This window comes from Acetonema longum DSM 6540 (genome assembly GCF_000219125.1).
GTDB lineage: Bacteria > Bacillota > Negativicutes > Sporomusales > Acetonemataceae > Acetonema > Acetonema longum.
The window spans coordinates 84,044-97,835 of sequence record NZ_AFGF01000040.1; the positions used below are offsets into that span (position 1 = coordinate 84,044).

Annotated in this window: 16 protein-coding genes; 10 read left to right on the top strand and 6 right to left on the bottom strand. The window is 50.4% G+C overall.

Translation table 11 applies throughout. The features are described 5' to 3' along the window. The first annotated feature begins 55 nt into the window (after nucleotides 1–55). Nucleotides 56–1,363, top strand: a complete 1,308-nt coding sequence (gene kamA, locus ALO_RS05120) for a lysine 2,3-aminomutase (protein ID WP_004093559.1) — start codon at nucleotides 56–58, stop codon at nucleotides 1,361–1,363. Beyond that, nucleotides 1,356–2,195, top strand: coding sequence for a putative beta-lysine N-acetyltransferase (gene ablB / locus ALO_RS05125; protein WP_004093561.1), 840 nt, complete (start codon nucleotides 1,356–1,358; stop codon nucleotides 2,193–2,195). Before kamA ends, ablB begins: the two co-directional genes overlap by 8 nt. Before the next feature lie 117 nt (nucleotides 2,196–2,312). Here the strand turns inward: ablB and ALO_RS05130 are convergent, their stop codons facing one another. Genes ALO_RS05130 through ALO_RS05145 form a run of 4 tightly spaced genes read right to left on the bottom strand, consistent with a single transcriptional unit; the run spans nucleotide 2,313 to nucleotide 3,760 of the window. Continuing rightward, nucleotides 2,313–2,654 (bottom strand): phage holin family protein, encoded by a 342-nt coding sequence (locus tag ALO_RS05130; protein ID WP_004093564.1) that lies wholly within the window; start codon nucleotides 2,652–2,654, stop codon nucleotides 2,313–2,315. Between the two features lie 15 nt (nucleotides 2,655–2,669). Beyond that, nucleotides 2,670–2,945, bottom strand: coding sequence for a hypothetical protein (locus ALO_RS05135; RefSeq protein WP_004093565.1), 276 nt, complete (start codon nucleotides 2,943–2,945; stop codon nucleotides 2,670–2,672). Beyond that, entirely contained in the window at nucleotides 2,935–3,348 is a 414-nt protein-coding gene (locus ALO_RS05140; RefSeq protein WP_004093567.1) for an SHOCT-like domain-containing protein, read from the bottom strand. The genes ALO_RS05135 and ALO_RS05140 overlap by 11 nt, the downstream gene beginning before the upstream one ends. Before the next feature lie 28 nt (nucleotides 3,349–3,376). Beyond that, the gene (locus ALO_RS05145; RefSeq protein WP_004093571.1) at nucleotides 3,377–3,760 is read right to left on the bottom strand and encodes a DUF2089 domain-containing protein; all 384 of its coding nucleotides are present in this window, start codon (nucleotides 3,758–3,760) and stop codon (nucleotides 3,377–3,379) included. A 297-nt stretch (nucleotides 3,761–4,057) separates the two neighbouring features. Between ALO_RS05145 and ALO_RS05150 the strand changes: the two genes are divergently transcribed. Continuing rightward, a complete protein-coding gene (locus ALO_RS05150) occupies nucleotides 4,058–4,249 on the top strand; it encodes a YwbE family protein (RefSeq protein WP_004093573.1) in 192 nt (63 codons plus the stop codon). Nucleotides 4,250–4,619: 370 nt separating this feature from the next. Here the strand turns inward: ALO_RS05150 and ALO_RS05155 are convergent, their stop codons facing one another. Continuing rightward, the gene (locus tag ALO_RS05155) at nucleotides 4,620–5,318 is read right to left on the bottom strand and encodes an LrgB family protein (protein WP_004093574.1); all 699 of its coding nucleotides are present in this window, start codon (nucleotides 5,316–5,318) and stop codon (nucleotides 4,620–4,622) included. A gap of 1 nt (nucleotide 5,319) precedes the next feature. Next, entirely contained in the window at nucleotides 5,320–5,685 is a 366-nt protein-coding gene (locus ALO_RS05160) for a CidA/LrgA family protein (protein ID WP_004093576.1), read from the bottom strand. Between the two features lie 169 nt (nucleotides 5,686–5,854). Here ALO_RS05160 and ALO_RS05165 point away from each other — a divergent pair, with 169 nt between their 5' ends. The 7 genes from ALO_RS05165 (at nucleotide 5,855) to ALO_RS05195 (ending at nucleotide 13,671) form a co-directional block, all read left to right on the top strand. Beyond that, entirely contained in the window at nucleotides 5,855–7,231 is a 1,377-nt protein-coding gene (locus tag ALO_RS05165) for a Sapep family Mn(2+)-dependent dipeptidase (protein ID WP_004093578.1), read from the top strand. A gap of 86 nt (nucleotides 7,232–7,317) precedes the next feature. Continuing rightward, nucleotides 7,318–9,213 (top strand): BglG family transcription antiterminator, encoded by a 1,896-nt coding sequence (locus ALO_RS05170; RefSeq protein ID WP_004093580.1) that lies wholly within the window; start codon nucleotides 7,318–7,320, stop codon nucleotides 9,211–9,213. Between the two features lie 14 nt (nucleotides 9,214–9,227). Next, nucleotides 9,228–9,686: a PTS sugar transporter subunit IIA gene (locus tag ALO_RS05175; RefSeq protein ID WP_004093582.1), complete on the top strand. Its 459-nt coding sequence runs from the start codon at nucleotides 9,228–9,230 to the stop codon at nucleotides 9,684–9,686. A gap of 20 nt (nucleotides 9,687–9,706) precedes the next feature. Then, entirely contained in the window at nucleotides 9,707–10,024 is a 318-nt protein-coding gene (locus ALO_RS05180) for a PTS fructose transporter subunit IIB (protein WP_004093583.1), read from the top strand. An 84-nt stretch (nucleotides 10,025–10,108) separates the two neighbouring features. Beyond that, on the top strand, nucleotides 10,109–11,344 hold the full coding sequence (locus ALO_RS05185; RefSeq protein WP_004093585.1) for a PTS fructose transporter subunit IIC: 1,236 nt from the start codon (nucleotides 10,109–10,111) through the stop codon (nucleotides 11,342–11,344). A 61-nt stretch (nucleotides 11,345–11,405) separates the two neighbouring features. Continuing rightward, complete coding sequence (locus ALO_RS05190; protein WP_004093587.1) at nucleotides 11,406–12,476, top strand: M24 family metallopeptidase; 1,071 nt, start codon at nucleotides 11,406–11,408, stop codon at nucleotides 12,474–12,476. Nucleotides 12,477–12,486: 10 nt separating this feature from the next. Continuing rightward, a complete protein-coding gene (locus ALO_RS05195; protein WP_004093589.1) occupies nucleotides 12,487–13,671 on the top strand; it encodes a MalY/PatB family protein in 1,185 nt (394 codons plus the stop codon). Nucleotides 13,672–13,792: the final 121 nt, after the last annotated feature.

The following is a 13,792-nucleotide window of genomic DNA, read 5'->3' on the forward strand; positions in this document are numbered from 1 at the left end:
GGGCTGAATACTAATTTTGAGTCAAGGAATACCAAAATAGAGGCAGGGAAGCATTATGGCAATTTATGATCAAAAGCAGCAGGCGATTGCCGAAAAAATCGATCCCGAGACCATTCTTATGAATTGGAGGGATTGGAAGTGGCAGCTGCAGCACGTGGTGCAGGACATTGACACCTTTGAAAGACTGCTGGAAATTCGTCTGGAGGATAGCGAGAAACAAAAACTGGAGGAAACCCTGGCCCGGTTTCCTCTTTCGATAACACCTTACTATCTTTCCCTGATTGATGCGAAGGACTATCAGAATGATCCCATTTACAAGCAGGCTTTTCCCTCTGTTTCCGAGTTGCATGTGGGAGAGTTTGAGATGCGGGACCCGCTGCATGAGGAGCAGGATAGCCCGGTTCCGGGGATTACCCACCGTTATCCCGATAGGGTGTTGTTTCAGGTTTGTGGGATGTGTTCCATGTACTGCAGGCACTGTACGCGAAAGCGGAAAGTCGGCGACGAGGGGGCGGCGCCCAGCCGGGAGCAGCTGCAAGGGGGCATTGAATATATTAAAAGGACGCCTTCCATACGGGATGTTTTGCTGTCAGGAGGAGACCCTTTCCTTCTGTCGGACCAAGTGTTGGATTGGATTTTAAGTGAGGTTAGACGTATTCCCCATGTGGAGGTTATCCGGATAGGAACACGGACTCCGGTAGTCCTGCCTTACCGGATCACGGATGAATTATTGATGGTCCTCAAGAAGTATTATCCTCTCTGGATTAATACTCATTTCAATCACCCCAGGGAAATTACGGAATCGGCTAAACTGGCTTTGGCAAAAATGGCGGACGCAGGCATTCCGCTTGGCAATCAATCAGTGCTGTTAGCCGGGATCAACGACAGTCCGGTGATTATGAAAAAGCTCGTTCATAAGCTGGTCCAAAATCGGGTGCGGCCGTATTATCTCTATCAGTGCGATCTTTCGGAAGGTCTTGAACATTTCCGGACCCCGGTGGGCAAAGGCATTGAAATCATGGAGAACCTGATCGGCCACACCAGCGGCTTCGCCGTGCCCACTTATGTGATTGACGCGCCGGGTGGCGGCGGCAAGATCCGGGTGTTGCCAAACTACCTGGTTTCCTGGTCCACTGATAAGGTTGTTTTAAGGAATTATGAAGGTGTCATCACCACTTATCAGGAGCCCCAAACCTATGAAAGCATTTATAAAGGGAGTGGGAAGAATCAGGAGATCGGAGACAAGCTGGAAGAAGCTCAGGAATACAAAGCCATTGGCATTGCCAAACTCCTCTCGGACTTGGACGCCACTATTTCGCTCATTCCGGAAAACACCGAAAGGATGACCCGTTCCCATGAATGATGCGATTGTGCGCGCAGGTAATTCTCAGTTGCAGCACGGAGCCTACAACGACCGGATCTACCTGATGAAACTGGCAGAAGACGATTACCCCGGTATTCTGGATGATCTGGAGAAATTAGCCCTGGATCAGGGATATGGCAAGATCGTTGCCAAGATTCCCGATTGGGCGAGATCAGGCTTTTTGCAGATGGGCTATCAACAGGAAGCGGCTGTTCCCGGTCTTTTTAATGGTGTGGCTGACGGCTATTTCGTCAGTAAATTTTTATCGGATAGCCGCGCCCGGGAGAAAGATCCGGAAGGCGCAGCAGCGGTGATTCACACTGCGTCCGTGAGATGCCGGGAACGGGAAGATGAAGTAAAAATGCCGGAAAGATCTTTTCATTGCCGCATCTGTAAGGATACGGACGTTTCCCAAATGGCTCAAGTCTACCAAACCGTTTTTGAGACCTACCCTTTTCCTGTTCATGATCCGGAATATATCGCCAAAACCATGCTGCACAATTTTGTTTACCTGGGGATTTGGCATGATGAAAAACTAGTTGCGCTTTCCGCCATTGAAATCGACTTGCAATCAGCCAATGGCGAGATGACCGATTTTGCCACTTTGCCGGCATACCGGGGTAGGGGGCTGTCCCATTTTCTGTTGTACCAGGCGGAGCAGGTCGTGGGCGGAAAAGACATCCGAACAGTTTATACTATTGCCCGGGCTACTTCCTTCGGAATGAATATCACTTTTGCTAAACGGGGATACATTTATACGGGCCGATTAGTGAATAACACCAATATTTCAGGGAGTTTTGAGAGCATGAATGTGTGGTATAAGCCATTGTAACATAGAGAAGCAACCCCTCTATTGCCAAAATCTCAACTGTTCGTCATTACAGGTGACTTTCATGCTGGATGTACCGCAAAACAGCCTAAACCATGCATGGTTCAGGCTGTTAATATTTCAGTCATCAGTTAAGCATCCGGCTAGCATGTTTGCTGTGGAGATGATGAAAGCCGTCGCAAAGGCAATCATGAAGGACGGAAGAATGAAATCGCCGATCAGCCGGGCAGTCAGCATGACCAGCCATGTGTTGATGACTAGGGTAAATAGGCCTAGAGTGAGAATGTTAATGGGAAGGGAAACCAAAAGCAAAATCGGTCGCAGCAGTAGTCTGACGAAGCCGAGAGCCAGGCCTGACCAGAATATAGTCTGTACGGAGGAAATGGTGATGGATGGAAAAAGGTAACTTGCGACATAGATACCTAACATGTTGGCAAGGCATTTTATCATAAATTTTTTCATATAGCATTTCCTCGGCTATTCTAATGAAATAGTAAGCTGAAACTCTTTAGCTGATACGTCTATCAATTCCAGGCTTCCCATTTCCTCTAGTTCAATAAGTAATTGCATGGTTGATGCTAAAATCATTTGCGGTATCTGAGAAATCGGTAAGAAATGGACCCATACTGCAAAGAGATCTGTGATTGTTTTCAATAAATCCTTAAAAATGAACAATGGAATGGGAAATACAAAAGGAATAGAATGAACTTTGCATTTCAGCAGGATAAAATGATTGTGGTTTTTATTCAACATAAATTTCAACCTTTGTAGGACCTTCGTGCGGATCTTCGATTTCTACATCGACTAATTTTCCATCCACCAGACCTTGATCTATCAACTGTACAAGCTCATCAAAGTTAATGCCGGAGAGGTCGATGCCTTTCTTTTGCATTTCCTCGCGAGCATCATCGGGGATAAATTTCATGCCGATATCGGCAAATTTACTCGCAATTTTTAATAACTTGAGGGGGATATTCACATTCACCTTGCTGTGTTGACCACTGACTACTCGGATACGGAGAAAACGATTGCTGCTTCCCGTTTCTAACGGCTTTACTTCTGTGTTCTCCATCGCCTTTAGCAGTTCGTAGCCTTCATTGGCCGTTATTTTACCATTCTGGATCATTTCCAGCACTTTGCGTTTTTCGTCTTGCATTGTGTTTGCCTCCTACCTTTATTTAAACTTATTTTTTCAGTTTACGGAGCCGTAATGTGGCTTCTACGGTGGTAATTTCTCCTTTTTCAAGGGACTCGAGGATTTCTTGACGGTAGGATTGCTCGACCTGAGGCTCTTCTTTGGTATCTTGATAACCCAGGTTGCGTAAAACGGTATCTAAACGATTGCGAATGGTCGGATAAGAGATGCCGAGTCCTTTTTCAATATCCTTAAGGTTGCCCCGACACTGCAGGAACACTTCGAGAAATTCCATCTGGTCACTGGGAAGGCGGCAAAACTTACATGGTTCGAACTCGCCTTCAATTTTTGTATTGCAGTGGGAACATTCTAGTTTTGTAATGGCCATTTCCTGTTGGCAGACAGGGCAGCAATGAAGAAGTTTATGACGCACGGTGGCTCACCTCGATTTCTTTTGATGAGACAAATGTAACACATAATATTAATAATATCAATGTTTATATTGATATTATTGAAAAAATACAATTAAATAATTGATAAAATGTTAAGTTCCAATAAAAATATCATAACTAGTGATTCGCTAAAGACAAAATCAGGATCAATAACATCAGTGTGTCTAGGAATCGTGCGCTCTAATCGCATGCATGAGATACCCGGGCGTTTTTAGATAACTTGCTAAATGACTTTGCAATCAGGTATAGTGTTATTAATAAAGTGACGAGGTGATCGTATGCCCCATACATACCGCAAGAATATCACTCCTGGGACGGCAGTGAAGGTTGTACAGAAGCAGCACCAGCGCACCGGCCAGCTCACAGAAGGGATTGTAAAGGATCTTCTTACATCCAGTCCCATTCATCACCGGGGGATCAAAGTTCGCCTGACTTCCGGGATTATTGGCCGAGTACAACAAATTCTCTAGACATGTACCGCCAGGGAGTAAAAAAGAGGAATGATCCCATTGATACGGGACATTCCTCTTGGAATCACGGGGACGGTTCTCTTGTTATGCTCGCGCAATCACACTTTGACAAATCCCCGTCATCTGGCAATCTGGTTCGTCGATATCCCTGTTATATTTTTATTTGCCGATGAATCTCTTCCCGTTTTTCTTTTGGTTGTCGGTCTTTTAGGGGTATGGTTAGCACCTCTATTTTTAAGGATATGATTTTGCTGGCTACTCGTCAAGAGAACCGTCCCCTTGAGTCTTCGTCCCCTTGAGTCTTTGTAGATTACATTCTTAAGGAATCCCGGGGACGGTTCATGTATTTACGCTAACAGATGACTCAGATTCAGCAGCTCAGCAGGATTGGTACTATAATCGGAATGAAACCTGACGTAACGAGCGCAGACAGGGCCATTCCAATCCCGGCCATCATGCCTTGCTGTTCACCTTCCAGCAGAGCGACGGCCGTTCCCTGTCCATGCGAAACAGTTCCCATCGCCAAGCCCCGAATGACAGGATTGGTAATTTTTAAGAAGGTCAGCAGCGCCGGTCCCAGGACTGCCCCCAGCGTACCGGTTGCAACCACGAATGCGACAGCTAACCCGGGGTCCCCGCCGTTCATTCTCGCCACTTCGACGGCAATCGGCGCCGTAGCCGACTTAGGGCCGATCGAAATGACCACATCCCTGGGCAATCCCAGCCATTGCACGATACCCATCGCGATCAGGGAAGTGAGTGCTGACGCCAGACATACACCGCCAATGATTAAAACGAGATGTTTTTTCACTACCGCACGATGGTTATACAGGGGCACAGCCAGGCAGACTGTGGCCGGTCCCAGCAGGATGCTGATCAGGTCTTTTCCCGGCTGATACATTTCATAGGGTATGTGAAAGATCAACAGTATGGCAATGACCAGAGCCGAACTGACTGCCACCACATTCAGCCAGGGGCTCTGATAACGCAGGCAGAGGCGGCGGCTAAACAGATACGCTCCGAGAGTGAGCGAAATCATCATAAGGGTAACGATATCCTGATCCTGCATTTCACTCCCCCCTTTCCTTTAAAAACGCCGTCACCCGGAATACCAGAAATGCTGCCAAAAAGCTAAGGATCAGCGAACTGAACAATACCAGCCCGTCATGGTAAAAAAGCGGCCAGTAATTGATAAAACCCACGGCAAGCGGTACAAACAAAAACGCCATATGCTTAAGTAAAAACTGAGCGACCTCACGAATTTGAGATACTTTTACAATCCCGAAATGCAGCAAAGCAAACAGAAGGATCATACCCACTACGCTGCCCGGAAGCGGCAAGTGTAAGATCCGGGCTATGCCATCACCCGCCAGTGATACCAGTAAAATAAGGGCTAACTGGCACATAACCGATACCGTTTTCAGCACTGTCGTCATCTTACCCCCACCTTTCGATAAATCTTGCCGTAATCTTAATTCTACACGTGCTAATATCAGCAGTAAAATATATAATATAGATATTTGCATAGATATTGACTATGAATATATTTGTTCATAACGAAGCGATTTTTTGCAAATATTTTAGAGGATGGCAGGAGGAGAGAGTATGCTGAATTTCGCAGCGGAGGCGGAAAAGTACCGGCAGGAATTTGTGGCCTTATTGGACCAATGGATCAGGATTCCTTCTGTATATAGCGATGCGGCTGCCCCGGCGGGGATGCCTTTTGGCAGAGAGGTGGCTCAGGCGATGGAATGGTTTATCAGCCAGGGCCGGGAAGCCGGGTTTGCGACAAAAGCGGTGGATGGCTACGCAGCCCATGTCGAATACGGCAGCGGCGGGGAATATGTCTGCGCCTTCGGCCACTGCGACGTGGTTCCGGCGGGGGGAGGGTGGAGCGGCGATCCCTTCAGGCTGGCAAAACAGGGCGACAGGCTGATTGGCCGGGGGGTAATCGATGATAAGGGGCCGCTGCTTGCCGCCTTCCTCGCGCTAAAAATCATACGGGATCAGGGTCTCCCTTTGAAGCGGAGAATCAGGATTGTCGCCGGGGGAGACGAGGAAAGCGGATTTCGCTGCATCCGGCATTATTTTCAAAGAGAACCCAAGCCGGCGTACGGGTTTACCCCCGATGCCAAATTTCCCGTCATCAACGGCGAGAAAGGCGGCCTAACGCTGGAGATCAGCGGCGGCGTGGCGGACAGCGGGCTGCTGATACGGGGCGGGGAAGTGCATAATACAATCCCCGGCTCTGTCACTGTTATGAACTGTTCGGCTGATCCAGCGATGCTGGAACAGTTTGTAAAAGCGGAAAATCTGAATCTGGAGTATATTCGTGATGAAAACACCGTTAGAGGTTTTCGGCTCATCGGCCAGGGCGGGCATTCCTCCAAGCCGGAACAGGCGAACAACCCCGTCGAAAAGGTGTTCAGGCTCCTGGCGTCAGTGGGTGAGGCGGGCCGGCTGAAGGATCTGGTCCCGCTATTCGGCGGGGATAATCGGGACGGCATGCTGTTTGGCCTCGACCAACAGGGGCGGTGTGGGAGCCTTACGCTGGTTCCGACGATCCTTCGGCTGGAAGGCGGCAGGCTGAATCTGACGCTCAGCATTCGCTACCCGGAAAATACCGGCATGGCAGAAATCCTGGAAAAAATGCGGCGGTATTTCAACCATCACGGGCTTGCCGGCTACAGCATAACCGCCGGCAACAATAAAAGGCCTCATTATGTCGAGGCGGATTCGTCATGGGTCAAAAAACTCTATAACGTTTATGTGAAGCATACCGGTGACACCCGGCATCCGATACGGGTCACCAGTGCGGGCACCTACGCGGCGGAAATGGGGAATGCGGTGGTATTCGGCGGAGAATTCCCCGACGGTTCCGCGGGCAACGCGCACATGGCCGGTGAATACGGCAGCGAGGCGGCTTTTATCAAAGCCATCGGCATTTATGCCGAGGCGTTATGGGAGTTGGGGAACCTTTGAGCAAGGATATGGCACTTATCAAGACATTCCCGATAGATACATCTTCGGGGAGAGGGGCTACAATGGGCTTGTAGGATGGTGAAGGCATGATCAGCAGGAAACATGCGATGATTATTCAGTATCTTACCGATAAAGACACCTATGTTACGGCGGATGAGCTAAGCCTGCGCCTGGAAGTTTCCGTTCGGACCATCAAGCGATATGTCCAGGATCTGAATTACTTTCTTTATGAGTACGGCGTGGAGATCGCTTCCGTCAAAGGGGTCGGGTATAAACTGCAGGGGCCGGCGAAGGAGCTTCGGCGGATTGGCGAAGAGGCTGCAAAGTACTTTGAAGGTCCCCTGGATGATTCATCCGAGGGGAGAATCAGCAAAATTATCTGCGCCCTTTTGGATCGAAGCTATACCAGCGCCGAAGAGCTCAGCGACATGCTGAACCTGAGCATAGCGAGCGTCAATAAGTGCATGGCCAGTGTGAAACGCATTCTGCGGGAATATGATTTGCGGCTGGCAGCGAAGCCGTTTTACGGGAGCAAAATCGTCGGCGAAGAACTGCAATTGCGGGCGCTGATGCTGCATTACGCCGTCAAAAGCGACGGAGACCGCCTGGAAGTAAAACTGGACACCATTTCTGAACAAGAGATCAAAACAATCGAAGAAATCATTACGGAAGCGTTGATTGCGCGCAGCATCATTCTTGCCGATAAAGACTTCAATGAGCTGCTGGCCAGAATTCTTATCTCCGTGGCCAGGGTGCGAAAAAACGGCGGTCTTGAAAAAAGCAAGTTTCAAGAGGACTACCGACTCCATAACTATTATCTTATTCAGGACATCCTGACCCGGATCGGCAGAAAGCTCGCCGTGCCGATGGATGAAAACGAGGCGCTGTATGTGTCCTCCAGCAGCGGCATCGTCCTTTATGACTATAATACCCGGATGAAACTGACGGCGGATACGCAGGATACGATCAACCGGTTCGTCGAGGAAGCCCTTACGGAAGTGAGCCTGGCCACGGGTCTCGACTTTCGCGGCGATGTCAATTTCATCAATGCCCTGACAATGCATCTGAGGATTTCCATCAACCGGTTCAAAGCCGGCATCAATGCGAAGAACCCGCTGCTGAAACAAATCAAGGCCCAGTTTCCCATGGAAACCAGCCTTGCCGCCCTTGTGGCGAAAAAACTGCAGGAAGAGTTTGCCGTTGTTTTGGACGAGGATGAGCTGGGCTTTATCACCATGCACTTTGGCGCCGCCGTCGAACGAAAAAAGAGTGCAAGCGGCAAGAAAGTCTGCATCATCTGCCACTATGGCATCGGTACATCCCAGCTTCTGGCGGAAAAGCTGAAGCAAAGGATCAGCGACATTCATATCGTCGGAACCTATCCGGCAAGATATCTGGATATCGCGCTGAAAGCCGATATTGATCTCATTGTTTCCACGATAAAGCTGGACCAAAAAGATGTAAAGGTGCCGGTGCTGTACATCGAAAATGTATTCTCTGACGAAATTGTGAACGAATTTCACCAGGTTTTTCAGGAGCAGGAAGAAAGGAAAAAAATATTCAGAACAGTCTTTCACCGCGAGGCCTTCGTCCGGATTGCGGCGGAAACGCCGGAAGAAGCCATACGGAACCTCGGCCGGGCGATGCAGGCAAAAGGTTTGATCAACGAGGAAATCATCACTATGGTGCTGGAGCGGGAGACCATGTCGTCCACCGATATTGGCAACCTGGTTGCCATTCCCCATACGATTTCCGAAGGGGCCTGCCCATCGGTCATCGGGGTAGGGGTGCTGGAAAAACCCATCCTTTGGCGTAAAGAAGAGGTCCAGCTGATTTTCATGGTATGTTTCAACCGCAAAGAGAGCCATAACTTCCCGCTGTTCAAGCACCTGTACAGTTTTATCAGGGATGAAGGCAATGTCAGGCGGGTGATCAAAACGTTCGGTTTTGAAAAGCTGCTGGAGCTATTAGACGTAAAGTAGAGGAGCCGTTATTAATGAGCGAAGTGTTTACAAAACAACATGTAAAAATAGATGTGGATTTACCGGATAAAGAAGCTTATTTACGATATATTGCCAAACTCGCCCTCAAGCTCGGGATTGGCAAGGAGGAGCAGGGCGTCTATGAGGGCTTGCTGCAGCGGGAAAAGGAATTCTCAACGGATTTGGGCTGCGGCATCGCGATCCCGCACACTAAATCCGACTATATTGCCAGACCGGCGGTACTGGTGCTGAAACCGCAGAAAAAACTTGCCTGGGGGGATGATAAAGACGGCGAGGATGTCCAAATGATTATCAGTCTTTTAAGTTTGAATGAACAGGGGGGAGACAGCCATCTCAATCTGCTGGCCAGCCTGGCAAGAAAGCTTGTCGACGAGGAGTTCAAGCAAGCGTTGCTGGCCGCCCGCAATGAGGAAGAAATTTTCCGGATGGTGGAGCAGGCTCTACTCAGCTAAAGAAAAGAAAGGGGATACGAATGGCAAAGAAATTAATCGCGTTATGCGCATGCCCGATGGGACTGGCGCACACGTTCATGGCGGCGGAGGCCATCCGAAAAACGGCTGTGGCAATGGGATACGAGGTGAAGGTTGAGACCCAGGGGGCCGACGGAATCAAGAATGAATTGACGGCTGCGGACATTCGTGAAGCAGATATCATCATTCACGCTGTCGGCGTCACACCGCAGGGACTCGAAAGGTTTGAGGGCCTTGCCGTCTACGAAGTGGGCCTTCAAGACATTATTAAAAATCCGCAGGATATCCTCAAGGAAATTGAAGCGGACCTGGAGCAATAAAAAGCACCTGCATCTTCGGGAAAAGCTGGACAGAAATAAAGGATTTTAGCAAAAGAAGCTATAAAAATACAGGGGGAGGATACTATGGCATTTCAGAAAAAGATCATCGGCACATCGTCAGCAGGTACAACCAATAATAATGCTGCGGTTGAAACATCCGCCAAAACCTCTGGCTGGGCCGAATTCAGCAAGCATATCATGACCGGGATTTCCTATATGATCCCGATGCTGATCATGGGCGGCTTAATTGGCGCCATTTCCCAGGTGGTTCCCTACGGAATCTTAAATGTCGATCCTTCGATGTCCATATTGGATGCCATTAATTCCGGCAAATATACCGGCGGCAGCTTTACCATGCTGCAGATTGCCAGCATCATGGAGAGCTTCGGCTTTACGCTATTTGGGTTTGCGATTCCCATCTTTACAGCCTTTACCGCCAATTCCATCGGTGGCAGGACCGCGCTGGCGGCCGGCTTCATCGGCGGCTATATCGCGATAAAACCGGTAGCAGTTCTGAGCCTGACGGACGGAAAGTGGGCTGCCCAGGCGCCGGTAGCATCCGGCTTCCTGGGAGCGATCCTCATCGCCTTTATGATCGGTTATTTCGTCAAGTGGCTGAATGAGAAGATCAATATGCCGCATAAATGGCTGGCTTTTAAAACGACCTTTTTGATTCCGCTGATTGCGGCGCTGGCCTGCCTGGTCCTCATGGTTTTCCTGATTACGCCGTTCGGCGGCTGGGTAAACAATTTGATCAAAGATGTGCTGCAAGCGGCGGGAAGCGCGGGACAGTTCGCCTATGCCCTGGTGCTGTCGGCGGCAACCGCTTTTGACCTGGGCGGCCCGGTGAATAAAGCCGCCGGTTTCGTGGCTCTTGGCTTTACCACCGAACGGATTCTGCCCATTACGGCAAGATGCCTGGCGATCGTGATCCCTTCCTTCGGCTTGGGTCTGAGCACATTGATCGATAAAAAATTAGTAGGACGCCGCGTATATGACAAGCAATTTTATCAGCTGGGCCAAACCGCCATCTTTTTAGGCTTTATGGGAATTTCGGAAGGCTCGATCCCTTTTGCGCTGGAAAGACCCGCTTTTTGCATCCCGCTCTATGTGAGCGGCGCCATTTTGGGGGCGATGTCGGCGGTGGCCATGGGGGCCGTGCAGTGGTTCCCCGAATCGGCGATTTGGGCCTGGCCATTGGTAAAGGGGATTGTCCCGTATATCCTGGGGCTTATTATCGGCTCCACCTTCATCGCGGTGGTGAATGTTTTCTACCGGAATAGGCTGATCAAAGAAGGCCGTCTTGTTGTGAATGAGTAACCAGAAGTGACAACGTAGAGAACTGACTTTGTCAGTTCTCTACTCGTATGCGGAGGCAAACATGAATTTTCGCAGGAGAATCGAGGCAATCAGGGATCTTATCGCCGGCAAGGGGCTGGATGGCGCCTTCATCAGCAGCCCGCAAAACAAGTATTATCTTGGCGGGCTGTTCAGCAGCTCCGGCTATATCGTCATAACCCGCGAGAGCCAATATCTTATGGTAGACTCCCGCTATTTCGTGGAGGCAAAAGCTAAAACCGATCTGTTCCAGGCGGTGTTGCTCTCCGTTGACCATAGCGTTGAGCATCGGTTGAATTCGATCATCGCCGCCGAAGGACTGGCGACGATCGGGTTCGAGGGAAAGGAGCTTTCCTATGACGCTGTCCGGTCTCTTCAAGAGGGCGTGAATTGCGATTTATTTTCGCTCGATCTGGGCAAGATCAGGGCGGTAAAAGAACCTGAGGAAATAGAGGCCATCCAGCAAGCCTGCGCCATTGCCGACGCGGCTTTTCGACATATTCTCGGGTACGTCCGGGAGGGCATGAGCGAAAAAGCCGTGGAAAACGAGCTGCTGCGGTTTATGCGAGCACAGGGGGGCCAAAAGGAATCCTTCGACAGCATTGTGGCCTCAGGCGTCCGCGGCGCGCTGCCGCACGGGAAAGCCAGCGATAAGCCCATCTGCAGAGGGGAGCTCGTCACGCTGGATTTTGGCGCAAAATATAATTATTACTGCTCCGATATTACCAGGACCTTTGCCCTGGGAAAATGTCCGGCGGAACTTGCCGGGGTTTATGAGGTGGTAAGGGCTGCGGGCGATGCGGCGATGCGGATGGCCAAACCCGGCGTTGCCCTGGGGGAATTAGATTACGCGGCGCGCAAGCTCATTGGCGAAAGCGGCTATGGGCAGTATTTCGGCCATAATCTGGGCCATGGCCTTGGCCTTCAGGTCCACGAGTATCCGGCGGTCGCGCTGGAAAGCGGCGAGCTTTTGCGGGAAGGCATGGTGATCACCATCGAGCCGGGGATCTATATCCCGGATGCAGGCGGCGTACGGATCGAGGATGATATTCTGATCATCGGCGACGGGTGCCGTTCCCTGACCCATAGCGCCAGGGAGCTAATCACGGTATAGGAGGACGGGCATGGACAGGTTTGACGTAATGCCGGATCGAATCAGGGAAAAAGCGCGGAAATGGGATAAAACCATCATCGAAAAGAACTTTGGCCGGGTGCCGGAAGATTTTATCCCCATGTGGATTGCCGATATGGACTTTAAAATGCCGCCGGAGCTGGAAACGGCTTTTCAGGAAGCGGTTTCCCGGGGCGTTTTGGGTTATACTTATTGCTATGACGAGTTTTATCAGGCGGTGATGCGCTGGCACCGGGACATGCACGGGGTGGCGGTGGAAAAAGACTGGATTACCTTGTCTTACGGGACGGTATCCACCATCCATTATCTGGTGCAGGCTTTTTGCCAGTGCGGCGAATGCGTTCTGATGAACACGCCTGTTTACGATCCCTTTGACAGCGCGGCCGAGAAGCAGGAGGTACGGCGGATTTACAACCGGCTGAACCTCGTCGGCGGAAGGTACTATATCGACTTTGCGAACCTGGAGTCGCAGCTGGCGCAGCACAAGCCCAAATTGTATTTATTCTGCTCTCCCCACAATCCGTCGGGGCGAATCTGGAGCCTGGAAGAAATGCGGGAAGTAGCAAGGCTGTGCCGGGAAAACAATACAATATTAGTGGCCGATGAGGTACACCGGGAGCACATTCACTGCGGCCCGTTCCACTCCGCTTTGGCGCTGGACGAGGGGCGGGAGAATCTGATCCTGGTGACTTCCCCCAATAAAGGATTCAACCTGGGCGGGCTAAAGACTTCGTATTCCATTATTCCCAACGGGACGATACGGGCGCAGTTTAAAAGAAAGCTGGAGCAAAACTCGGTCACGTCCCCCAATGTTTTCGGCATCATTGGCGTCATCGCCGCCTATGAGCAATCCAGACCATGGCTTGCGGCGGTCAGCGCCTATATCCGGGAGAATTATGAGTTCTTCCGGTGCTATATCGAAAAGCGGATTCCCCAATTGCGCGTGATGCCTATGGAAGCCTCTTTTTTGGCATGGGTGGACATAACAGGAACGGGGCTCAACTCGGAACAGGCCGCCGCTGCTTTGGCCTCGCAGGCCGGGGTGCTGGTGGAAAGCGGCACCCATTTTGTCGAGGGCGGCGAAGGATACATCCGGGTCAACCTGGGGACTCAGAGAGCGAACGTACGTGAAGCCTTGCAGAGAATGGAGCGGATTTTTAACCCTCTTTTACACTAAAGGGAGATGAGAAGATTCAATGTACCCGTTAAAGTTTGTAAGCCTGTATTTTGAAAAAGTATGGGGAGGCCGGGACCTGCTTTCCTTCGACGCCTCTCTGCCGCCGGGCTGCATCGGCGAA

Coding starts and splice junctions, on each gene's coding strand:
- ALO_RS05180 (WP_004093583.1), top strand. CDS start 9,707: ATGGCAAAGAAATTAATCGCGTTATGCGCATGCCCGATGGGACTGGCG.
- ALO_RS05155 (WP_004093574.1), bottom strand. CDS start 5,318: ATGCAGGATCAGGATATCGTTACCCTTATGATGATTTCGCTCACTCTC.
- ALO_RS05140 (WP_004093567.1), bottom strand. CDS start 3,348: ATGCAAGACGAAAAACGCAAAGTGCTGGAAATGATCCAGAATGGTAAA.
- ALO_RS05175 (WP_004093582.1), top strand. CDS start 9,228: ATGAGCGAAGTGTTTACAAAACAACATGTAAAAATAGATGTGGATTTA.
- ablB (WP_004093561.1), top strand. CDS start 1,356: ATGAATGATGCGATTGTGCGCGCAGGTAATTCTCAGTTGCAGCACGGA.
- kamA (WP_004093559.1), top strand. CDS start 56: ATGGCAATTTATGATCAAAAGCAGCAGGCGATTGCCGAAAAAATCGAT.
- ALO_RS05165 (WP_004093578.1), top strand. CDS start 5,855: ATGCTGAATTTCGCAGCGGAGGCGGAAAAGTACCGGCAGGAATTTGTG.
- ALO_RS05130 (WP_004093564.1), bottom strand. CDS start 2,654: ATGAAAAAATTTATGATAAAATGCCTTGCCAACATGTTAGGTATCTAT.
- ALO_RS05160 (WP_004093576.1), bottom strand. CDS start 5,685: ATGACGACAGTGCTGAAAACGGTATCGGTTATGTGCCAGTTAGCCCTT.
- ALO_RS05195 (WP_004093589.1), top strand. CDS start 12,487: ATGGACAGGTTTGACGTAATGCCGGATCGAATCAGGGAAAAAGCGCGG.
- ALO_RS05185 (WP_004093585.1), top strand. CDS start 10,109: ATGGCATTTCAGAAAAAGATCATCGGCACATCGTCAGCAGGTACAACC.
- ALO_RS05190 (WP_004093587.1), top strand. CDS start 11,406: ATGAATTTTCGCAGGAGAATCGAGGCAATCAGGGATCTTATCGCCGGC.
- ALO_RS05170 (WP_004093580.1), top strand. CDS start 7,318: ATGATCAGCAGGAAACATGCGATGATTATTCAGTATCTTACCGATAAA.
- ALO_RS05135 (WP_004093565.1), bottom strand. CDS start 2,945: ATGTTGAATAAAAACCACAATCATTTTATCCTGCTGAAATGCAAAGTT.
- ALO_RS05150 (WP_004093573.1), top strand. CDS start 4,058: ATGCCCCATACATACCGCAAGAATATCACTCCTGGGACGGCAGTGAAG.